The organism is Serratia sp. LTN-2 (assembly GCF_059740205.1).
Genome location: NZ_JCAXDO010000006.1, coordinates 1 through 22,006 on the forward strand (window position 1 = coordinate 1; position 22,006 = coordinate 22,006).

20 protein-coding genes and 1 rRNA gene are annotated in these 22,006 nt (G+C 58.0%); 12 read left to right on the forward strand and 9 right to left on the reverse strand.

Annotation, left to right across the window (positions count from 1 at the left end; translation table 11 throughout):
* Positions 1-407 (reverse strand): 16S ribosomal RNA (locus AC6BYQ_RS13500); the annotation flags it as partial.
* 483 nt (positions 408-890) lie between these two features.
* On the opposite strand from AC6BYQ_RS13500, the gene AC6BYQ_RS13505 reads away from it, so the two are divergent.
* Both AC6BYQ_RS13505 and mdtD read left to right on the forward strand, forming a co-directional pair.
* Positions 891-1,580 carry a FadR/GntR family transcriptional regulator gene (locus tag AC6BYQ_RS13505; RefSeq protein WP_498057029.1) on the forward strand — a complete coding sequence of 230 codons (690 nt, stop codon included), beginning with the start codon at positions 891-893 and terminating at the stop codon, positions 1,578-1,580.
* A gap of 67 nt (positions 1,581-1,647) precedes the next feature.
* Positions 1,648-3,063 (forward strand): multidrug transporter subunit MdtD, encoded by a 1,416-nt coding sequence (gene mdtD, locus AC6BYQ_RS13510; RefSeq protein ID WP_498057030.1) that lies wholly within the window; start codon positions 1,648-1,650, stop codon positions 3,061-3,063.
* Here mdtD and rbsR read toward each other — a convergent pair.
* The 7 genes from rbsR to kup form a co-directional block, all read right to left on the reverse strand.
* Positions 3,060-4,061 (reverse strand): ribose operon transcriptional repressor RbsR, encoded by a 1,002-nt coding sequence (gene rbsR / locus AC6BYQ_RS13515; RefSeq protein WP_025160301.1) that lies wholly within the window; start codon positions 4,059-4,061, stop codon positions 3,060-3,062. The two genes, mdtD and rbsR, sit on opposite strands and share 4 nt — an antisense overlap.
* 4 nt (positions 4,062-4,065) lie before the next feature.
* On the reverse strand, positions 4,066-4,992 hold the full coding sequence (rbsK, locus tag AC6BYQ_RS13520) for a ribokinase (protein ID WP_019455465.1): 927 nt from the start codon (positions 4,990-4,992) through the stop codon (positions 4,066-4,068).
* Between the two features lie 61 nt (positions 4,993-5,053).
* Positions 5,054-5,941: a ribose ABC transporter substrate-binding protein RbsB gene (rbsB, locus tag AC6BYQ_RS13525; protein ID WP_025160300.1), complete on the reverse strand. Its 888-nt coding sequence runs from the start codon at positions 5,939-5,941 to the stop codon at positions 5,054-5,056.
* Between the two features lie 24 nt (positions 5,942-5,965).
* The gene (gene rbsC / locus AC6BYQ_RS13530; RefSeq protein ID WP_019455467.1) at positions 5,966-6,934 is read right to left on the reverse strand and encodes a ribose ABC transporter permease; all 969 of its coding nucleotides are present in this window, start codon (positions 6,932-6,934) and stop codon (positions 5,966-5,968) included.
* 6 nt (positions 6,935-6,940) lie between these two features.
* Positions 6,941-8,446, reverse strand: coding sequence for a ribose ABC transporter ATP-binding protein RbsA (gene rbsA / locus AC6BYQ_RS13535; protein WP_019455468.1), 1,506 nt, complete (start codon positions 8,444-8,446; stop codon positions 6,941-6,943).
* A gap of 7 nt (positions 8,447-8,453) precedes the next feature.
* Positions 8,454-8,873: a D-ribose pyranase gene (gene rbsD, locus AC6BYQ_RS13540; RefSeq protein ID WP_498057031.1), complete on the reverse strand. Its 420-nt coding sequence runs from the start codon at positions 8,871-8,873 to the stop codon at positions 8,454-8,456.
* A 174-nt stretch (positions 8,874-9,047) separates the two neighbouring features.
* On the reverse strand, positions 9,048-10,916 hold the full coding sequence (kup, locus tag AC6BYQ_RS13545) for a low affinity potassium transporter Kup (protein ID WP_015379467.1): 1,869 nt from the start codon (positions 10,914-10,916) through the stop codon (positions 9,048-9,050).
* Between the two features lie 283 nt (positions 10,917-11,199).
* Between kup and ravA the strand changes: the two genes are divergently transcribed.
* Positions 11,200-12,708: an ATPase RavA gene (gene ravA, locus AC6BYQ_RS13550; RefSeq protein ID WP_198636789.1), complete on the forward strand. Its 1,509-nt coding sequence runs from the start codon at positions 11,200-11,202 to the stop codon at positions 12,706-12,708.
* Positions 12,709-12,710: 2 nt separating this feature from the next.
* A complete protein-coding gene (gene viaA, locus AC6BYQ_RS13555; RefSeq protein ID WP_019455471.1) occupies positions 12,711-14,174 on the forward strand; it encodes an ATPase RavA stimulator ViaA in 1,464 nt (487 codons plus the stop codon).
* A 6-nt stretch (positions 14,175-14,180) separates the two neighbouring features.
* Here viaA and asnA read toward each other — a convergent pair whose 3' ends face one another.
* Positions 14,181-15,173, reverse strand: a complete 993-nt coding sequence (asnA, locus tag AC6BYQ_RS13560; protein ID WP_154747414.1) for an aspartate--ammonia ligase — start codon at positions 15,171-15,173, stop codon at positions 14,181-14,183.
* Positions 15,174-15,328: 155 nt separating this feature from the next.
* On the opposite strand from asnA, the gene asnC reads away from it, so the two are divergent.
* From asnC to atpF, 8 genes are all read left to right on the forward strand, one after another.
* A complete protein-coding gene (gene asnC / locus AC6BYQ_RS13565; protein WP_004933786.1) occupies positions 15,329-15,790 on the forward strand; it encodes a transcriptional regulator AsnC in 462 nt (153 codons plus the stop codon).
* Positions 15,791-15,890: 100 nt separating this feature from the next.
* A complete protein-coding gene (gene mioC / locus AC6BYQ_RS13570; protein ID WP_019455473.1) occupies positions 15,891-16,331 on the forward strand; it encodes an FMN-binding protein MioC in 441 nt (146 codons plus the stop codon).
* A 380-nt stretch (positions 16,332-16,711) separates the two neighbouring features.
* Entirely contained in the window at positions 16,712-18,601 is a 1,890-nt protein-coding gene (gene mnmG / locus AC6BYQ_RS13575) for a tRNA uridine-5-carboxymethylaminomethyl(34) synthesis enzyme MnmG (RefSeq protein WP_019455474.1), read from the forward strand.
* Positions 18,602-18,739: 138 nt separating this feature from the next.
* Positions 18,740-19,360 (forward strand): 16S rRNA (guanine(527)-N(7))-methyltransferase RsmG, encoded by a 621-nt coding sequence (rsmG, locus tag AC6BYQ_RS13580; RefSeq protein ID WP_019455475.1) that lies wholly within the window; start codon positions 18,740-18,742, stop codon positions 19,358-19,360.
* Between the two features lie 638 nt (positions 19,361-19,998).
* Positions 19,999-20,382, forward strand: coding sequence for a F0F1 ATP synthase subunit I (gene atpI, locus AC6BYQ_RS13585; protein ID WP_004933796.1), 384 nt, complete (start codon positions 19,999-20,001; stop codon positions 20,380-20,382).
* Between the two features lie 22 nt (positions 20,383-20,404).
* Positions 20,405-21,184: a F0F1 ATP synthase subunit A gene (atpB, locus tag AC6BYQ_RS13590; RefSeq protein WP_025160299.1), complete on the forward strand. Its 780-nt coding sequence runs from the start codon at positions 20,405-20,407 to the stop codon at positions 21,182-21,184.
* A 49-nt stretch (positions 21,185-21,233) separates the two neighbouring features.
* Positions 21,234-21,473, forward strand: a complete 240-nt coding sequence (gene atpE, locus AC6BYQ_RS13595) for a F0F1 ATP synthase subunit C (protein ID WP_004093904.1) — start codon at positions 21,234-21,236, stop codon at positions 21,471-21,473.
* A gap of 57 nt (positions 21,474-21,530) precedes the next feature.
* On the forward strand, positions 21,531-22,001 hold the full coding sequence (atpF, locus tag AC6BYQ_RS13600; protein WP_004933804.1) for a F0F1 ATP synthase subunit B: 471 nt from the start codon (positions 21,531-21,533) through the stop codon (positions 21,999-22,001).
* Positions 22,002-22,006 lie beyond the last annotated feature (5 nt).

The following is a 22,006-nucleotide window of genomic DNA, read 5'->3' on the forward strand; positions in this document are numbered from 1 at the left end:
ACACGCGGCATGGCTGCATCAGGCTTGCGCCCATTGTGCAATATTCCCCACTGCTGCCTCCCGTAGGAGTCTGGACCGTGTCTCAGTTCCAGTGTGGCTGGTCATCCTCTCAGACCAGCTAGGGATCGTCGCCTAGGTGAGCCATTACCCCACCTACTAGCTAATCCCATCTGGGCACATCTGATGGCAAGAGGCCCGAAGGTCCCCCTCTTTGGTCTTGCGACGTTATGCGGTATTAGCTACCGTTTCCAGTAGTTATCCCCCTCCATCAGGCAGTTTCCCAGACATTACTCACCCGTCCGCCGCTCGTCACCCAGGGAGCAAGCTCCCCTGTGCTACCGCTCGACTTGCATGTGTTAAGCCTGCCGCCAGCGTTCAATCTGAGCCATGATCAAACTCTTCAATTAAAAGCTTGATTTGCTTCCACTCGAGAAGCGATGCTCAAAGATTTACTGCATGAATTTTACTTCAGTTAGTCACTCTTCAAGACTTGATATTTTTTTGCATCCGAAGATGCTGGATATCGTCTTGTGGAGTGCCCACACAGATTGTCTGATAAATTGTTAAAGAGCAGTGAGTTAGGCGCTTTCGCTTGCTAACTCGAGGTGGCGTATATTACGCTTTTCACCCGGAGAGTCAAGCGTTTATTTCGCTTTTCTCTCGCTGACCCGGCGGCTTGTCAGTCGTTGTTCCCGGTCAGTGGAGGCGCATTATAGGGAGTTCTCGGCGGGCCGCAACCCCTAATTGCAAAAAACTTTTCAAGCGCGGTTTTTTTCGGCAAAAGGGCGAAAAAGCGGCGAATTAATGTCACTTTTTCAGGCAAACAGCCGTAAAAGCTGGCGTTCACTGGAGTAAAATAGAATTAACGATGTCAGTAAGGACCCGCAGCCATGCCATTAAATGCGCAACAACAGGCCGCCCAACGCAATCTTTCTTATCTGCTTGCAGAGAAACTCGGCCAACAAATTCTGGCGGGCGATTATCAGGCCGGCAGCATCCTGCCCGGTGAAATGGAACTGGGCGAGCAATTCGGCGTCAGCCGCACTGCGGTGCGCGAAGCGGTAAAGATGTTAGCCGCCAAAGGCATGTTATTGCCGCGCCCGCGGATCGGCACCCGCGTAATGCCGCAAAGCCAATGGAACTTTCTCGATCAGGATTTACTGACCTGGTGGATGACGCGGGAAAACTTCGATCAGGTGATGCAACACTTTCTTATCTTGCGCACCTCGCTGGAGCCGCAGGCCTGCGCATTGGCGGCGAGCCACGCCAGCCAGCAGCAAACCAAGCTGCTGGCGGAACTGATGGCGGAAATGCGCGCGCTGCATACCCAGTTTGACCGCGAACGCTGGATCCTGGTCGATACCCAATTCCACCAGCTTATCTACGAGGCCAGCGGCAACCCGTTCCTGACCTCGTTCGCCAACCTGTTCAGTTCGGTGTACCAAAGCTACTTCCGCGCCATCACCGGCAATGAAGTGATCAAGCTGCGCCATCATCAGGCCATCGTCGATGCAATACTCGCCGGGGACAGCGCCGGCGCGCTTGTCGCCTGCCAGGTGCTGCTGAAAGAGAAAGACTAGACACGCTCCCCGCTTATATATAGAAGAAAGAGACGAGGGACAGACGACCATTTAACCAGGACCGACCATGACTCAATCCGCGCGCAGTATGGCAGGACTACCGTGGATCGCCGCAATGGCGTTCTTTATGCAGGCGCTGGACGCCACCATCCTCAACACGGCGCTGCCGGCGATCGCCCAAAGCCTGGGGCGTTCGCCGCTGGCGATGCAATCGGCCGTCATCAGCTACACGCTGACGGTGGCGATGCTGATCCCGGTCAGCGGCTGGCTGGCGGACCGCTTCGGCACCCGGCGCGTGTTCATCTTCGCCGTCACGTTATTCACCCTCGGCTCGCTGCTGTGCGCGCTGTCCCCCACGCTGAGCGCGCTGGTTGCCTCTCGCGTACTGCAGGGCATCGGCGGCGCGATGATGATGCCGGTCGCGCGGCTGGCGCTGCTGCGCGCCTACCCACGCAGCGAACTGCTGCCGGTGCTGAACTTCGTCACCATGCCTGGCCTGGTCGGGCCGATTCTGGGGCCACTGCTGGGCGGCTGGCTGGTGACCTACGCCACCTGGCATTGGATTTTCCTGATCAATATCCCGATCGGCCTGCTCGGCATCTTCTATGCGCGCAAATACATGCCGGACTTCACCACGCCCAAACGCCGCTTCGATTTTCTTGGTTTTATGCTGTTCGGCCTGAGCCTGGTGCTGATCTCCACCGGGCTGGAACTGTTTGGCGAGCGGGTACTGGCGAGCTACGTTTCGCTGGGTATTCTGCTCAGCGGTTTCGTGATGCTGTTCGGCTACATCGCGCACGCCCGCCGTCATCCTCAGCCGCTGATCGGTCTCGACCTGTTCAAAACCCGTACCTTCTCGGTCGGCATCGCCGGCAACGTCGCTTCCAGGTTGGGCACCGGCTGCGTGCCGTTTTTAATGCCGCTCATGCTGCAGGTAGGCTTCGGCTACACGGCGATCGTCGCCGGCTGCATGATGGCGCCGACCGCCATCGGTTCGCTGATGGCAAAATCCACCGTCACTCAGGTGCTGCGCTGGTTCGGCTACCGTAAAACGCTGGTCGGCATCACCGTTATTATCGGGGTGCTGATCGCCCAGTTCGCCCTGCAAAGCCCGGGTATGCCGCTGTGGCTGATGATCCTGCCGCTGTTCGTGCTGGGCATGGCGATGTCCACCCAGTTCACAGCGATGAACACTATCAGCCTGGCGGATTTGAACGACGCCAACGCCAGCGCCGGCAACAGCGTCCTGGCGGTCACCCAGCAGCTGTCCATCAGCTTCGGCGTGGCAATCAGCGCGGCGGTGCTGCGTTTTTACGAATCCCTGTCGTTAGGCACCATGATTGACCACTTCCACTACACCTTTATCACCATGGGGGTCGTCACCGTGGCGTCGGCGCTGGTATTTATGTTGCTGAGAAGGAAGGATGGCCGCAATTTGATCAGCGGCCAGGAAAGCAAGAAAGAAGCGAAGGCGGCGAGTTAACGGCGGCCCACCGAGGCACGTTCCACCAGCTCGGGCGTCAGCACCAGCACCTGGGGCGCACGCTCCGGGTTCTGCAGGCGGTTGATCAGCGCATCGATCGCCAGTTCGCCCAGCGAATCCTTCGGTTGATGAATGGTGCTCAGCGGCGGCGCCAGATAACGCGCCAGCTCAATGTCATCGTAGCCCATCACCGCCATATCTTGCGGCACCGACAGTCCGGCCTGATACAGCGCCTGATAAACGCCTACCGCCACCGCGTCGTTGCCGGCAAACACCGCATGGGGCGGCTCGTCCAGCGCCAGCAGCTGGCGCATGGCGTTTACCCCGCCCTCAAACTCAAAGTCGCAATGCACTTCATACCCTGGCGGAACCGGCAATCCGGCGCGCCGCATCGCGTTGCGATAGCCTTCCAGCCGGTGACGAGCGGTAGTTTTGTCCTGCGGACCGGCGATGCAGGCGATCTTGCGATAACCGCGGGCGATCAGATGATCGGTCGCCATCTCGCCGCCCAGCAGCGAGTTATCCTGAATAATGTCGTTGGCGCCCTCGAACGGCGCCCAGTCCATCATCACGATCGGCAATGACGGGTAGCGGCTCAGGGCGTCCTGCGATGGCCGATGGTTTTCGGTGCACATCAGCAGCAAACCGTCGACGCGCTTTTGCAGCAGCGTCTCCATGCTGCGGTTCATGCGCGCGGCGTCTTCTTCGGTATTGCACAGGATCAGGCTGTAGCCGCGCTCATAGCAGCTGCGCTCCACGCCGCGTACCACTTCGGCATAAAACGGGTTGTTGCTGGCGGTCACCAACATGCCGATGGTACGCGTCTGATTGAGCTTCAGGCTGCGCGCCAGCGCAGAAGGCGCATAGTTCAGCTGTTCTACGGCCGCCATGACCTTGTCGCGCACGCTGTCGCTGACAAAGCGATTGTTGTTGACCACATGCGAAACGGTAGAGGTTGAAACGCCCGCCAGGCGGGCGACATCTTTCATGGTGGCCAAAGGATCACCCCTGTTGCTGCAAGAAGGCGTCGATCTCTTCACGCCAGGGCACCGAAGGCTGCGCGCCGGGGCGGGTCACGGCGATCGCCGCCGCCGCATGGGCGAAACGCACCGCGTCGGCCATGATTCTACCTTCCAGCAGGGCGGTCACCAGCGCACCGTTAAAGGTATCGCCGGCGGCGATAGTGTCCACCGCCTGCACCTTGAAGCCGGGCACCAGTTTGCCGTTGCCGTTTTCGCTCAGCCACACGCCGCGGCTGCCGAGGGTGATGATCACCGTCGCGATGCCTTTATCGTGCAGCGCCTGCGCCGCGCGCGCCGCATCGGCGTCGTTGTCCACGGCGATGCCGGTCAGGCGCTGCGCTTCGGTTTCATTTGGGGTGATCATATCGATCATGCCCAGCAGCTCGTCCGGCAGCTCACGCGCCGGAGCCGGATTGAGGATCACCTTCGTTTGATGTTGCTTCGCCAGGCGGGCAGCGGCGATCACCGTCTCCAGCGGCGACTCCAGCTGCATCAGCAGAGCGTCGGCGTCGATCACTTTTTGTTGGTAGCGTGCCAGGTAATCCGGCGTCACCGCGGCGTTGGCGCCGGCATCGATGCCGATCACGTTCTCGCCCTCGGCGTTGACGAAGATCAGCGCCACGCCGGTAGTGCTGTCGGCGATGGCTTCAATCGGTTGGGTATCAATGCGATCGCTCGCCAGCTGCCGGCGGACACGTTCGCCGATATCGTCGGCGCCCACGCAGGCGATAAAGGCGATCTCCGCCCCGCTGCGCCCGGCCGCCACCGCCTGATTCGCGCCCTTGCCGCCAAACGCCACCTTATACTGCTTCCCGATCACCGTTTCGCCCGGATGGGGGAACTGTTCAATATTGAGGATATGGTCGGCATTGATGCTGCCCAGAACCACCAGCTTACCTGTTTCCATCGCATTGATTCCTGAATTGCGCGCCATCGTGAACGCCCCGTCCCGATGGCGCTGGTATGACTTACTGAGTGACCAGTTTCAAATCGACCGGAATGGTCGCCGGCACTTTTTCGCCTTTCAGCACTTTGTCGGCGGTTTCCACACCGATCACGCCGATCTGATCGGGGCGCTGCGCCACGGTCGCCGCCAGCTTGCCGCCTTCGACCGCTTTCACGCCGTCGGCGGTGCCGTCGAAGCCTACCACGATCACGTCGGTTTTACCGGCGGTTTGCAGCGCGCGCAGCGCGCCCAGCGCCATCTCATCGTTCTGGGCGAACACCGCCTGCACATCCGGGTGGGCGGTCAGCAGGTTCTGCATCACGTTCAGACCCTTGGTGCGGTCGAAATCGGCCGGCTGGCTGGCCAACAGTTTGAATTTATTCTGATCCAGCGACTGCTTGAAGCCTTCACCGCGTTCACGCGCGGCGGAGGTGCCGGCAATGCCTTCCAGCTGAATTACCTTGGCATCGGCGCCCACTTTCTTGGCGATGAAATCACCGGCCATTTTGCCGCCCACGCGGTTGTCCGAAGCGATATGGCTCACCACATCCCCCTTGCTCGCCACGCGGTCCAGCGTGATGACCGGGATTTTCGCCTGGTTGGCCATCTTGATGGCGTTGCCCACCGCATCGGAGTCGGTCGGGTTGATCAGCAGCAGTTTAGGCGCCCGCACCATCAGATCCTGCACGTTGGCCAGTTCTTTCGCCGGGTTGTTCTGGGAGTCCAGCACCACCAGGTTGTAGCCCAGCTTGTTGGCCTCTTGCTGCGCGCCATCCTTCATCGAGACGAAGAACGGGTTGTTGAGGGTGGACACCACCAGCGCGATGGTGTCTTTGGCCATGGCATTGGCGCTCAGGGTGGCGCTCAGCGCGATGGCGGAGGCTAAGGTTGCCAATTTTTTCATTTTCATCATCGTGATTCCTGTAGGGGGAGGTTACTTGTTGCTTTTGTTATCTACCAGAACCGCCAGCAGTATCACCACTGCCTTCACGATCATTTGGTAGTAGGAAGAAACACCCAGTAAATTCAGACCGTTGTTCAGGAAGCCAAGGATCAGCGCCCCGATCAGCGTGCCGACGATGCGGCCCTTGCCGCCGGCCAGGCTGGTGCCGCCCAGCACTACGGCGGCGATGGCGTCCAGCTCATAGCCGGTGCCGGCGGTCGGCTGCGCCGACGACAGGCGCGCCACTTCAATCACCCCAGCCAGCGCCGCCAGCAGGCCGCACAGCGAATAGACAATGATCTTCACTTTATCGACGCTGATGCCGGACAGGCGAGTCGCCGCCTCGTTGCCGCCCAGGGCATAAATATAGCGGCCCAGGCGCGTATGGTGCAGCATATACCAGGCGGCGATGAACACGATCGCCATGATCCAGATCGGCGTAGGCACGCCCAGCGGACGGCCGATGCCGAACCAGCCGAAGGTGTCGGCCACGTCGGTGAAACCAGTGTTGACCGGGCTGCCGTTGGTGTACACCATGGTGACGCCGCGCAGCAGCAGCATCATCACCAGCGTGGCGATAAAGGCCTGCACTTTGCCTTTGGCGACGATCACCCCAGTGCAGGCACCAACCGCAGCGCCCAGCGCCAATGCCGCCGCCACCGCTACCAGCGCGTTGACCTCAAAGCCGACAATCGACGCCGCCACCGCGCCGGTCAGCGCCAGCAGCGATCCTACCGACAGATCGATGCCGGACGTGAGGATCACCAGCGTCATCCCCACCGCCATGATGGCATTTACCGAAGTCTGCTGCAGAATATTGAACAGGTTGTTCAGGGTGAAGAAGTTCGGGCTCATGGAAGAGACCACGGCGATCAGCACCAGCAGAGCAATCAACGACTTCTGCTCTAACAGCCACTCTTTACTGAACCAGCGCTTAGCTGCGATAGTCTGGGAACTCATATCTGATTACTCCTGCTTTACGCCGTATTGCTTGCCGACGGCTGCCGCCATCAACGCTTCCTGGGTGGCCTGTTCAATCGGGAACTCGCCGCTGAGATGCCCTTCGTGCATCACCAGAATGCGATCGCTCATGCCCATCACCTCCGGCATTTCCGAAGACACCAGAATGATGCTCAGCCCTTCCTGCTTGAACTGGTTAATTAACTGATAGATCTCTTTTTTCGCCCCGACATCGACGCCGCGCGTCGGCTCATCGAGGATCAGCACCTTCGGCCGGGTCATCAGGCCGCGGGCGATCGCCACTTTTTGCTGGTTGCCACCGGAAAGCAGACCTATAGGCTGCTCCATCGACGGCGTTTTGATATTGAACAGCCGGATGAAATCCCCCACCGCCTGCCGCTCGTCGGCCTGTTTCAGGCTGCCGTCGGCGCGGCTAAAGTAGCGCAGCGCGGTCAGCGACATGTTTTCCTTCACCGACATGCCCAGCACCAGGCCATCGCGCTTGCGGTCTTCCGAGATATAGACGATGCCGTTCGCCAACCCGTCCTGCGGCGAATGGGTGACCACGTCGCGGCCGTCCAGGCTGACGGTGCCGGCCTTGCGCGGCGCGGCGCCGTATAGGATCTTCATCAATTCAGTGCGCCCGGCGCCCATCAGCCCAGCCACGCCGAGGATCTCGCCGCGGTACAGCGTAAAGCTGACGTCTTCAACGCCGGGGCCGGAAAGGTGGCTGACTTCCAGCCGCTTTTCCCCACGCGGCAAATCAAGACGCGGATATTGTTCTTCCAGCTTGCGGCCGACCATCATCTCTATCAGCGAATCTTCCTGCAGCTCGCTCACCGGCCGCTCGGCGATAAACTGCCCGTCGCGGAACACGGTCACGTCGTCGCAGATTTCAAAAATCTCTTTCAGGCGGTGCGAGATATACACAATGCCGCGCCCTTCGGCCTTCAGCTCGTTGATCACCTTGAACAGCGAGGCGGTTTCGGTGTCGGTCAGCGCATCGGTTGGTTCGTCCATGATGATCACTTTCGATTCGAAGCTCAGCACCTTGGCGATCTCCACCATCTGCTGATCGCCGATCGACAGCTCGCCCACCAGCCGGTGGCTGCTGTAGCGCAGGTTGAGGCGCGCCAGCAAGCGATCGGCCTCGGCGTACATACGCTTCCAGTCAATGCGGCCGAAACGGTTGACGAATTCGCGGCCGAGGAAGATGTTTTCCGCAATCGTCAGCTGCGGGATCAGGTTCAGCTCCTGGTGGATAATGCCGATGCCCGCTTCCTGCGAATCCTTAGGCCCGTTGAACGCCACCTCTTTACCGAGAAAATACTGACTGCCGGCGTCTTTCTGATAGATGCCGGTCAGCACTTTCATCATGGTGGACTTCCCGGCGCCGTTTTCCCCCACCAGCGCCATCACCTTGCCGGGATAGACGCTGAGGGCGGCGCCGGAAAGCGCCTTCACGCCGGGAAAGGCTTTATCAATCCCTTTCAGTTGCAGTAAAGGTTGCATAAACGCCTCAGAATGTTACGCCGGCGCACAGGATCACGTTCGCGTAAGGCGAACACTCCCCGCTGCGGATCACCGCCCGGCTGTGCTCGGTTTGCGCTTTAAACGCCTGATGGCTGATATAACGCACATTGATGGTATTGCCCTGGCGTTGGCCCAACGCGCTCAGTTCAGCCAACAAGGTTTCATGGAGCTGCGGATTCTGTTTCACGATCTCTTCCGCCAGAATGGCGCTTTCTACCTGCATCTCTTGCGTGACCGTCGCGAACACCTGCATAAAGGTCGGCACACCCTGCGTCAGCGCCAGATCGATGCGCTGCGTCGCCGCCGGTATCGGCAGGCCCGCATCGCACAGGGTGAGCTGATCGGTATGCCCCAGGCGGGCAATCACGGCAGACACGTCAGAATTCAGTAATACGCCTTTTTTCATCTTCTCACTCCGCTAGCGAAACGTTTCGCTCTTTGATGGGGAGTTTAAAAAAACGACAGGGGAAGGCAACCGGGACAATGCAGAAGTGTGATCGCTATCGAAACGTTTCGTTCACGCGCGGAGAAAGCGCAAACAAAAGGGGCTCAGCCATGCTGAGCCCCTTAATCAGGTGGGTTAGATCTCGACCTGCGTGCCGAGCTCGATCACCCGGTTCGGCGGGATCTCAAACTGATCCGGCGCGCGCAGCGCATTGCGGCTCAGGGCGACGAACAGCTTGCCGCGCAGGTAGAGGTACCACGGCCGCTTGGTGAGGATCAGCGACTCATGGGACATGAAGAACGAGGTCTCCGACATGCGGCACGGCAACCCCTCCAGCCCGCAGCGGTGGAACACTTCCTCGACGTTCGGCGTTTCGCGCCAACCGTAGCTGGCCACCACCCGCCAGAAGGTCGGCGACAGCTGTTCGATGGTCACCCGGCGCACATTGTGCACGTAAGGCGCATCCTCGGTGCGCAGCGTCAGCAGCACCACGCGCTCATGCAGCACCTTGTTGTGTTTCAGGTTATGCAGCAGCGCAAAAGGAATGACGTTGGTGGCGCGCGACAGGAACACCGCGGTGCCCGGCACCCGCACCGGCGGCGACTTCTCCAGCGAAGCGATCATCGCCTCCAGCGAGTTGCCGTGTTCATGCAGGCGGCGCAGCAGCCGGAAGCGCTCGCTCTTCCAGGTGGTCATAATGATGAACATCACCAGCGCCAACGTCAGCGGCAACCAGCCGCCGGAGAACAGTTTCAGGGCGTTGGCGGAGAACATCGGCACGTCGATGATCAGCAAGATGGTCACGATGCCGATCGCCAGGAAGCGATTCCAGTGCCAGTTGTTGATCGCCACCGAGGTGACCAGAATGCTGGTCAGCACCATGGTGCCGGTGACCGCTATGCCGTACGCCGCCGCCAGGTTGCTGGAGTGCTCGAAGCCGATGATCACCAACACCACCGAGATGTACAGCGTCCAGTTGATCACCGGAATGTAGATCTGGCCGGATTCCATTTCCGAGGTGTGAATGATGCGCATCGGCGACAGATAACCCAGGCGCACCGCCTGGCGAGTCAGCGAGAAGACGCCGGAAATCACCGCCTGCGAAGCGATCACCGTCGCCAGGGTCGCCAGAATCAGCAGCGGGATCAGCGCCCAGTCAGGCGCCAACAGGAAGAACGGGTTTTTGATCGCCTCCGGATTTTTCAGCAGCAGCGCGCCCTGGCCGAAATAGTTGAGTACCAGCGAAGGCAGCACCACGGTGAACCAGGCCAGGCGGATCGGGAACTTGCCGAAGTGCCCCATGTCGGCATACAGCGCCTCAACGCCGGTGATCGACAGCACCACCGCACCTAACGCAAAGAACGATACCTTCTTATATTCCATAAAGAAGTTGAGCGCCCATTTGGGGTTCAGCGCCTGCAGCACTTCCGGGTTCGATATGATGCTGCGCGCGCCCAGCACCGCCAACACGATGAACCACAGCAGCATCACCGGGGCGAACAACTTGCCGACGCTGCCGGTGCCGTGCTTTTGAATGACGAACAGCAGCGTCAACACCAGAATGGAGAGCGGCACAATATAGGCGTCGAGCGCAGGGGCGGCGATTTCCAACCCCTCTATCGCCGACATCACCGATATCGCCGGGGTGATCACCACCTCGCCATAGAAGAAGCTGCCGCCGATCAGGCCCAGTATCACCAGCACCGCCGTGGTGCGCGCCGAGGTATTGCGCCCGGCCAGCGACATCAGCGTCAGAATGCCGCCCTCGCCGGCGTTGTCCGCGCGCATCACATAGGTGAGATATTTGAGGGAAACGATCACGATCAGCATCCAGAAAATCAGCGACAGGAAGCCGAAAACCACGTCTGGACGCACGTCGAAGCCGTAATGGCCGGAGAAACACTCTCTCAGCGTATAAAGAGGACTGGTGCCGATATCGCCGTAAACCACGCCGATGGCCGCCAGGGTTACCGCCGATAAGGACTGTTTATGCTCTGCGCTCATAATTCGTTTCTTTATCAGAACATCCGTTAGCGATGCATCCGCATCAGGCAAAATACGGGCTCAAAGATCCGTCACGCCCACCAGAAAGCCGCACAGTATGCACCATTTATACCGCTTGCCTACCCTTATATCAGAGCCGAAAAATAAACAAAATGTGAACCGAATATCCGATTGAACTGAGAAAATTTTTACTAATCAACGAGCTATACCACTAAAAATAATGGTGGTTTATCATCGAATTATCGATCAAGATTGGCTAACTCTCGGACAATACGACGATTATATGACGCCATCATCCCTTCTGGCAGAACGAATTTCCCGCCTCAGCAGCGCGCTGGAGAGCGGTCTCTATGAGCGGCAAGAAGCGATCCGCCTGTGCCTGCTGGCGGCGCTGAGCGGCGAAAGCGTATTCCTGCTCGGCCCGCCCGGCATCGCCAAAAGCCTGATCGCGCGCCGGCTGAAGTTTGCCTTCCGCAACGCCCGCTCCTTTGAATACCTGATGACGCGCTTTTCCACGCCGGAAGAGGTCTTCGGCCCGCTCTCTATTCAGGCGCTGAAAGACGAAGGGCGCTACCAGCGCCTGACCGCCGGCTATCTGCCGGAAGCGGAGATCGTGTTTCTGGACGAAATCTGGAAGGCCGGCCCGGCGATCCTCAACACCCTGCTGACGGCGATCAACGAACGGCGCTTTCGCAACGGCAACAGCGAAGAGCCGATCCCGCTGCGCCTGCTGGTCACCGCCTCCAACGAACTGCCCGAAGCGGACAGCAGCCTCGAAGCCCTGTATGACCGCATGCTGATCCGCCTGTGGCTGGACAAGGTGCAGGATAAGCAGAATTTCCGCTCGCTGCTGGTCAACCGCCAGAGCGAAAGCCAAAACCCGGTGCCGGCGGCGCTGAGCGTCAGCGACGAAGAGTTTCTGCAGTGGCAACCGCAGATCGATAAGGTGGCGCTGCCGGAAGCCTGCTTCGAGTTGATTTTCCAGCTGCGCCAGCGGCTGGACGCGCTGGAACAGGCGCCGTACGTCTCTGACCGGCGCTGGAAAAAAGCCCTGCGCCTGCTGCAGGCCTGCGCCTTCTTCAGCGGGCGCGACGCCATCGCCCCGCTCGACCTGATGCTGCTGAAAGACTGCCTGTGGCACGATCTCACCTCGCTGAAGCTGCTGCAACAGCAGATCGACCAGCTGCTGACCGAATCGGCCTATCAGCAGCAGTCGATGCTGATCCAGCTGCAACAGATCCATACCCGCTGGCTGCAGGATCAGCAACAACAAAGCGACCGGCAGGCCATCAGCCTGGTGAAAAAAGGCGGCATGTTCAGCCGCAAACCGCAATACGCGCCGGCCACGCCGTTCGCCGGCGGCACCCTCACCCTGCTGTTGCAAAAGCCGCTGCAGCTGCATGACATTCAGGTCAACCATCTGAGCATCGAAAGCAGCGCGCTGGACAACTGGCTGCAAAAAGGCGGCGACGTGCGCGCCAAGCTAAATGGCATCGGCTTCGCGCAGCCGATCGATTTGGAAGTGGACGACCAGCTGCACCTGACGGTGCTGGACGTCAGCCGCCAGCCGTCGTTGCTGGCGCTGCCGGGCAAACAGGCCACCGCCACGCCGCAGGCGCTGCTGGATGAAATGGATGCGTTGGCCCAGCGCCTGGCGGAGCAGCGCCGCGCCTTCAGCCAACATCAGCCCTGCCTGTTCACGCCCGCCGCCGGTCTGGCCAAGATCGAAGCCAGCCTGCTGCAGGTGGCAGAGCAGGTTAAACAGCAACAGCAGCAAATGCGCGGCCAGTAACCATGCTCAGTCTGGAGACACTCGATCTGCTGCTGGCGATCACCGAAGGCGAGATGATCGAGGAGATGATCGTCGGCATGCTGGCGGCGCCGCAGCTGTCGGTGTTCCTTAAAAAGTTTCCGGCCATTCGCCGGGCGCTGGATCGCGATCTGCCGCGCTGGAAGCTGCAGCTCAAGGAGCGTCTGCAGGAGGCCATGGTGCCGCCGGCGCTGGCGCAGGAATTCTATCGCTACCAGCAGTGCCAGCTGGAGAACAACACCCAGTTCTATCACAACCTCAACGACACCATGGAGCTGCTGCGCCAGCTGGTCTCACCGTTTTATGAACAGGCGCGCGCGCTGGTGGACGCCGCCGATCTGCCCAATCATCCGCTGGACGACAGCTTTCAAACCCTGTTCCTGCAGCGCTGGCGCATCAGCCTGACGCTGCAGGCCACCATGTTGCACCACCAGCTGCTGGAACAAGAACGCGAGCAGCTGATGGCGGAACTGCAGGAGCGCCTGGCGCTGAGCGGCGCGTTGGAGCCGCTGCTGTCGGAAAACGACACCGCCGCCGGCAGGCTGTGGGACATGAGCAAAGGCCAGCTGCAGCGCGGCGACTATCAGCGGCTGGTGGAATACGGCAACTTCTTGCAGCAGCAGCCGGAGCTGAAAAAACTGGCGCAGCAACTGGGCCGCAGCTATCAGGCCAAAGCGGTACAACAACAGGACGCGCAGCCGGAACCGTTCAGGGTCATGGTGCAGGTGCCGGCCACGTTGCCGGAAGAAGTGAGCGGCATTCATCAGAGCGACGACATCCTGCGTCTGCTGCCGCCGGAGCTGGCCACGCTGGGGATTGAAGAGCTGGAATTCGAGTTTTATCGCCGCCTGCTGGAAAAGCGGCTGCTGAGCTACCGCCTGCAGGGCGACGTCTGGCAGGAACAGATCCTGATCCGTCAGGTCACCCACCAGCAGCAGGATCAACAGCCACGCGGGCCGTTTATCGTCTGCGTGGACACCTCAGGATCGATGGGCGGCTTCAACGAACAGTGTGCCAAGGCGTTCTGCCTGGCGCTGTTGCGCATTGCGCTGGCGGACAACCGCCGCTGCTACATCATGCTGTTCGCCAATCAGATCGTACATTACGAACTCACCGCCGCCAGCGGCATCGAGCAGGCGGTGCGCTTTCTCGGCCAGCAGTTTCGCGGCGGCACCGATCTGGCGGCCTGTCTGAACGCCACCGTCACCAAAATGGCCGAGAGCGGCTGGTTCGACGCCGATGCGGTGATCATTTCCGATTTTATCGCCCAGCGGTTGCCGGAGGAGGTAATAAAGAAGGTAAAACAGCAACAGCAGAGCCACCAACAGCGTTTCCACGCGGTGGCGATGTCCGCCTACGGCAAACCCGGCATCATGCGCATCTTCGATCATATCTGGCGCTTCGATACCGGGTTGAAAAGCCGTTTGATGCGCCGCTGGCGGCGCTAGGCGGGATTAGAGCAGGCCTTCGACCGCCTCGCGCACTTCCGGCGACCACACGCCGCACTGCACCTGGCCGATATGCGACAATTGCAGCAGCAACATCACCAGACGCGACTGGCCGATACCGCCGCCGATGGTCTGCGGCATATCGCCGCGCAGCAACGACTGATGCCATTCCAGCTTCATACGCTCTTCATCGCCGGTCAATGCCAGCTGATGTTTTAGCGCGGCGGCGTCGACGCGGATGCCCATAGAAGACAGCTCGAAAGCGTCCTGCAGCACCGGGTTCCACACCACGATATCGCCGTTCAGGCCCGCCAGGCCATCCGCCGTAGGGGTGGTCCAGTCATCATAATCCGGCGCCCGTACATCGTGCGATTTGCCGTGCGACAGCTTGCCGCCGATGCCGATCAGAAACACCGCGCCCAGCTCTTTGGCGATCGCCCGTTCGCGCCCTTTGGCGTCCAGATCCGGATAGCGCTGCAGCAGGGTTTCGCTGTGCACGAACTGGATCTGATCCGGCAGGAACGGGGTCAGGCCGTGTTCGCGGCTGACTTCCGCCTCCGTCGCCTTGATGGCAGCGTAAATGCTGCGCACGGTGCTTTTCAGATAATCCAGGCCGCGCTCGCCATCGCCCATCACTCGCTCCCAGTCCCACTGATCGACGTACACCGAGTGGATTGGCGTCAGGCGATCTTCGTCCGGGCGCAGCGCCTTCATATGGGTGTACAGGCCTTCGCCGGCGCCAAAGTCGTAGCTGCCCAGAGTTTTGCGTTTCCATTTCGCCAGCGAATGCACCACTTCGAAAGTAGCGTCCGGCAGGGTTTTGACTTTGACCTGCACCGCTTTCTCGCTGCCGGAGAGGTTATCCTGCGTGCCGTCGCCCAGACGGCTGAGGATCGGAGCCTGAACTTCGATCAGACCGAGCTGCTGCTCCAGCTGGCGGGAGAAGAAGGATTTGACCTGGCTGATTTGTTGTTGTTTTTGGATAAACTGTTTTTTCATTGCCGTATCTCTTGTAAACCTGTCTCTGTTTCCATCGATTAAGCAACAAAATGATGCATCAATTCAATATCCGATAATCAATATTGCCTTTTCACTTTTAATCGTTCATTTTTACCCGGACAGAATTCAACAATCGTTAATTAATGGGGGATTAAATGGCGGAAATTTATCAGATCGATAATCTCGATCGCGGCATCCTCAACGCCCTGATGGACAACGCGCGTACGCCGTACGCCGAACTGGCGAAAAACTTCGCCGTCAGCCCAGGCACTATTCATGTGCGGGTGGAGAAGATGAAGCAGGCCGGGATCATCACCGGCGCGCGCATCGACGTCAGCCCCAAACAGCTGGGCTACGACGTGTGCTGCTTTATCGGCATCATATTGAAGAGCGCCAAGGACTATCCTTCGGCGCTGAAGAAACTGGAAAGCCTGGAGGAAGTGGTGGAAGCCTATTACACCACCGGCCACTACAGCGTCTTCATTAAAGTGATGTGCCGATCGATCGATGCGCTGCAACAGGTACTTATCAACAAGATCCAGACCATCGACGAGATCCAGTCGACAGAAACGCTGATCTCGCTGCAGAACCCCATCATGCGTACCATCGTGCCGTAACCCGCCAAATTGCATACCCACATTGTCCACAGGTAGATCCCAGCCGATTCACAGCGTACAATGCAGCCACTTTGAGTGAGAAGGTTGGGATCGTTGGTTCATGGCAGACATTACTCTGATCAGTGGCAGTACGCTTGGCAGCGCCGAATACGTGGCTGAACATTTGGCTGAAAAGCTGGAAGACGCGGGTTTCTCTACCGAGATGCTGCACGGCCCTGAACTGGATGAACTACCGTTGAGCGGCCGCTGGCTGGTGGTTTCCTCCACCCACGGCGCCGGCGAATTGCCGGATAACCTTCAGCCTCTGCTGGAACAGATCGCCGAACAGCAACCGGATCTCTCCGAGGTACAGTTCGGCGCCGTCGGTTTGGGCAGTTCGGAATACGACACCTTCTGCGGCGCGATCAAACTGATCGACGATCTGTTGATCGCCAGAGGCGCGAAAAGGATCGGCGATCGTCTCGAGATCGACGTGACCGAGCATGAAATTCCCGAGGATCCGGCAGAGGAATGGGTAAAAAACTGGATTAATTTACTCTAATTCGGCGAAAGATCGCGCGAACGATTGTGGATAACTATGCTTAAAAGCAGGGTAAAAGCCGTAGTTATCCAAATAACAACCGTAGGTCGCTTTTTGTCCTGTGCATAACAAGCCTTTTAGATCCCAGCTTATCTGCGTCGGGATCACCGATCATTCACAGCAAACGATCCTCCTTAATCTGCTGATCTTCATCGTGAATAGTCACTTATCCACAGAGGATCGCGATCCTAATAAGAGATCCAATAAAGAGATCTTTAAATAAAAAAGATCTTCTTTTAATTACCGACGATCCTGACCACTTGGTCGATCGTCTAAACTTGAGTAGAATCCCCAACCCCAGGGCAAATACGATCGTTCGCAATACGGCGAGGTGCAGTTCCATGTTTTATCCAGATCAATTTGACGTCATCATCATCGGTGGTGGTCATGCAGGTACCGAGGCCGCCATGGCTGCGGCGCGCATGGGACGTCAGACTTTATTATTGACACACAATATCGATACGCTGGGGCAGATGTCCTGCAACCCGGCGATTGGCGGTATTGGTAAAGGGCATCTGGTTAAGGAAATTGATGCACTAGGCGGCCTGATGGCGACGGCGATCGACCATGCCGGCATTCAGTTTAGGATACTAAACGCCAGCAAAGGTCCTGCGGTTCGCGCCACACGCGCTCAGGCTGACCGCGTACTGTATCGCCAGGCGATCCGCACCGCGCTGGAGAATCAGCCCAACCTGATGATCTTCCAACAGCCGGTTGAGGATCTGATCGTCGAAAACGATCGCGTCGTGGGCGCTGTAACCCAAATGGGGCTGAAATTCCGCGCCAAGGCGGTGGTATTGACCGTAGGCACCTTCCTGGACGGCAAGATCCATATCGGCCTGGAAAATTACAGCGGCGGCCGCGCCGGGGATCCTCCGTCGATCTCGCTGTCGCAGCGTTTGCGTGAACTGCCGCTGCGCGTCAACCGTTTGAAAACCGGTACCCCACCGCGCATCGACGCCCGCACTATCGATTTCAGCGTACTGGCACCACAACACGGCGATACGCCGGTGCCGGTATTCTCGTTCCTGGGCAATGCCAGCCAGCACCCGGAACAAATGGCGTGCTACATCACCCACACCAATGAAAAAACGCATGACGTGATCCGCAATAACCTCGATCGCAGCCCGATGTATGCCGGGATCATCGAAGGGATCGGTCCACGTTACTGCCCGTCGATCGAAGACAAGGTCATGCGTTTTGCCGATCGCAACGCGCACCAGATCTTCCTCGAGCCAGAAGGCCTGACCAGCAACGAGATTTACCCTAACGGGATTTCCACCAGCCTGCCGTTCGACGTACAGATGCAGATCGTCCGTTCAATGGAAGGGATGCAGAACGCGCGTATTATTCGCCCTGGTTACGCCATCGAGTACGATTTCTTCGATCCACGCGATCTGAAACCGACGCTGGAAAGCAAATTTATTCAAGGCCTGTTCTTCGCCGGCCAGATCAACGGCACTACCGGCTATGAAGAAGCCGCCGCACAGGGCCTGTTGGCCGGCCTGAACGCCGGCCGCTTTGCCGACGAACAAGAGGGCTGGGCACCGCGTCGCGATCAGGCCTATCTGGGCGTGCTGGTGGACGATCTCAGCACCCTCGGCACCAAAGAGCCGTATCGCATGTTTACCTCGCGCGCCGAGTATCGTCTGATGCTACGTGAAGACAACGCCGATCTCCGTCTGACGGAAAAAGGCCGTGAACTCGGTCTGGTGGACGACGTACGCTGGGCGCGTTACAGCGAGAAGCTGGAGCGAATCGAACGTGAACGTCAACGCCTGCGCGACATCTGGATGCATCCGCACGCCGAGAACGTAGAACAGGTCAATGCATTGCTGAAAGCGCCGCTGTCGCGTGAAGCGAACGGCGAAGAGTTGCTGCGCCGTCCTGAGATGGATTACGCGCAATTGACCGGCATCGACGCCTTCGCGCCGCCGCTGGAGGATGTGCAGGCTGCCGAACAGGTCGAGATCCAGGTCAAATACGAAGGCTATATCGCTCGCCAGCAGGAAGAGATCGAAAAACAGCAGCGCAACGAGAACACCGTGCTGCCGCTGGATCTCGATTACCGTCAGGTGTCGGGGCTGTCGAACGAGGTGATCGCCAAGTTGAACGATCACAAACCGAACTCCATCGGCCAGGCTTCGCGCATTTCCGGCATTACGCCGGCGGCGATCTCAATTCTGCTGATCTGGCTGAAAAAGCAGGGACTGCTGCGCCGCAGCGCATAAATCCCGCATCCAGGCGGCCGTTTGCTCATCCCGTAGCCAAACGGCCGCTGACATCACATGTGCCCTGAATTATCATAGTCGCCTCATTGCGCCAGCTGACCATCCGCTGGTCGTTCAGCGCCTGCCAGAGGATCCGTTGTGCAAAAAAAATTAGACTCGCTGCTCGCGGCAGCAGGCATTGAGCTGCCCGATCAGCAGAAACAGCAGCTGCTGGGTTATGTCGGTATGCTGGATAAGTGGAACAAGGCTTATAACCTGACGTCGGTGCGCGATCCGCAGCAAATGCTGGTGCGCCACATCCTCGACAGTATCGTGGTCAACCCGCATCTGCAGGGATCGCGTTTTATCGATGTTGGCACCGGCCCCGGTTTGCCGGGCATCCCACTGGCGATCGTTCGTCCGGATGCGCATTTCACGCTGCTCGACAGCCTGGGCAAGCGCGTGCGATTCCTGCGCCAGGTGCAGCATGAGCTGGGCCTGAACAATATCGAGCCGGTGCAGAGCCGCGTTGAGGAGTTTCCGGCCGAGCCGCCGTTCGACGGCGTGATCAGCCGGGCGTTCGCTTCGCTGCAGGATATGCTGTCCTGGTGTCACCATTTGCCGGCGAAAGGGCAGGGGCGTTTTTACGCGCTGAAAGGCGTGCGCCCGGATGAAGAGTTGGCGCAGCTGCCGGCAGGCATCAGCCTGGAGTCCATCGTGCGGCTGCAGGTGCCAGAACTGGAAGGCGAACGCCATCTGGTGGTTCTTAAGGCAAACTGAGTTTGTTTTTGATCAAACAAGCGTGAATTAACGGTAGTACGGTGAGTAAAGGTAAGCAGGCTAATTAGTTGGTCGCTTTTTTTAGTTAATTTACTTTCTATTAACACAAAAAACGCGGCTAATTAGCGACAATAGAGTAATTGCATTTGGAAATAGTCACGTTAGCAATCATGTGCGAAAGATTTGCCTTTGCTGCTAATGTTAATTGGCTGTTGGAATATTGCCCCGCTGCTTGTCAATAAAAGGTTTTCATCGGGTATACGGATTGTTTTTGAACAGTTAACTGATAATGTTTTGATTTATATAATCTTTTGATCGCTCAAATTGCTAAAGACTGTTTGATTGACCATCGGCTATAAATCAGGAAGGGACATTACTGTGATCGGCTTCGCGTTTCTAAACGCAACGCTGGAATAATCAGACAATTAAATGCGCCCTATTATTCCGACCGTTTTCTTGTGAAAATAGGCTGGAATAGGGAAATTTAAATAATTGTTCACCTTTTCGCTACTTATCGATTGAATTCGTTGGTATGCCCCGTATAATTTGCTCGTTTTTTGCTGCTTGACTCAGGACAGCAAAAACAGTTGTATACGTCACTCAGCATACCCCCCTGGGGTACGGAGAGAACAAACGTCATGTCTGTGTCCCTATACAGCGGGAAAGTCGCACGCAAACTGCTGTTTTTGCAGTTAATGACTTTTGTTCTGATCAGCGTTGCTTTCTGGCTGAAAAGCCCGGAATGGAGCGCTTCGGCGCTGGCGGGCGGTCTTGCCGCCTGGTTGCCGAGTGCAATGTTTATGCTGTTTGCCTTGCGCCATCAGGCGCAAACGCCGGCGCCCGGTAGGGTTGCCTGGTCGTTCGCCATCGGCGAGGGGCTAAAGGTCGTGATCACCATCGTTTTGCTGATCGTGGCGCTGGGGGTGTTCAAGGCGGAGTTTATACCGCTTGGCCTGACCTATTTAGCGGTGTTAGTGGTGCAGATAGTGGCACCGGCCGTGATTAACAGTTACCGAACTTAACTAAATAAGGGTAAGAGGCATCATGTCTGCAGGAGAAGTCTTGACTCCACAGGAGTATATCGGTCACCACCTGACGCAGCTTCAGGTCGGGACTGGGTTTTGGTCGATTAACCTCGACTCGATGTTTTTCTCCGTCGTCCTCGGGGCGCTCTTCCTGGTGATCTTCCGCAAAGTGGCCAAAAACGCCACCAGCGGCGTGCCGGGTAAACTGCAAACCGCCGTGGAGCTGGTGGTCGGTTTCGTCGACAGCAGCGTGCGCGACATGTACCACGGCAAGAGCAAGGTGATTGCGCCGCTGGCACTGACCGTGTTCGTCTGGGTGTTCCTGATGAACCTGATGGACCTGATTCCGGTAGACTTCCTGCCTTATCTCGGCACTCACGTTCTCGGTCTGCCTGCGCTGCGCGTAGTGCCTACCGCCGACGTGAACGTCACGCTGTCTATGGCGCTGGGCGTGTTTATCCTGATTCTGTTCTATAGCATCAAAATGAAAGGCGTTGGCGGGTTCGTTAAAGAGTTGACCATGCAGCCGTTCAACCACCCTGTATTCATTCCTATCAACCTGATTCTTGAAGGTGTCAGCCTGCTGTCCAAACCTGTTTCACTGGGTCTGCGACTGTTCGGCAACATGTATGCGGGTGAGTTGATCTTCATCCTGATTGCCGGCCTGTTGCCGTGGTGGTCACAGTGGGTCCTGAGCTTGCCTTGGGCTATCTTCCACATCCTGATCATTACGCTTCAAGCCTTTATTTTCATGGTTCTGACGATCGTCTATCTGTCGATGGCGTCTGAAGAGCACTGATTTTCTTAAAACACTTGCACTTTTAAACTGAAACAAACTGGAGACTGTCATGGAAAACCTGAGTATGGATCTGCTGTACATGGCTGCCGCTGTGATGATGGGTTTAGCGGCAATCGGTGCTGCGATCGGTATCGGCATCCTGGGTGGTAAATTCTTGGAAGGCGCTGCTCGTCAGCCTGACCTGATTCCTCTGCTGCGTACACAGTTCTTTATCGTTATGGGTCTGGTCGACGCCATCCCGATGATCGCTGTAGGTCTGGGTCTGTACGTGATGTTCGCCGTCGCGTAAGTAGAGCAACCCTCTACGACGTAACCAAACTATTAACTTTTAAAGAGGCATTGTGCTGTGAATCTTAACGCAACAATCCTCGGCCAGGCCATCGCGTTCGTTCTGTTTGTCTGGTTCTGCATGAAGTACGTATGGCCGCCGATCATGGCTGCCATCGAGAAACGTCAGAAAGAAATCGCTGACGGCCTCGCTTCTGCAGAGCGTGCCAAAAAAGATCTGGACTTAGCGCAAGCCAATGCGACCGACCAGCTGAAAACTGCTAAAGCAGAAGCTCAGGTGATCATCGAGCAAGCGAACAAACGCAAAGCTCAGATCATGGATGAAGCGAAAGCCGAAGCCGAGCAGGAACGTAACAAAATCGTGGCGCAGGCTCAGGCTGAGATCGAAGCCGAACGTAAGCGCGCTCGTGAAGAGTTGCGTAAGCAAGTCGCGATGCTGGCAATTGCCGGCGCCGAGAAGATCATCGAACGTTCCGTGGATGAAGCTGCTAACAGCGACATCGTTGATAAACTGGTCGCTGAACTGTAAGGAGG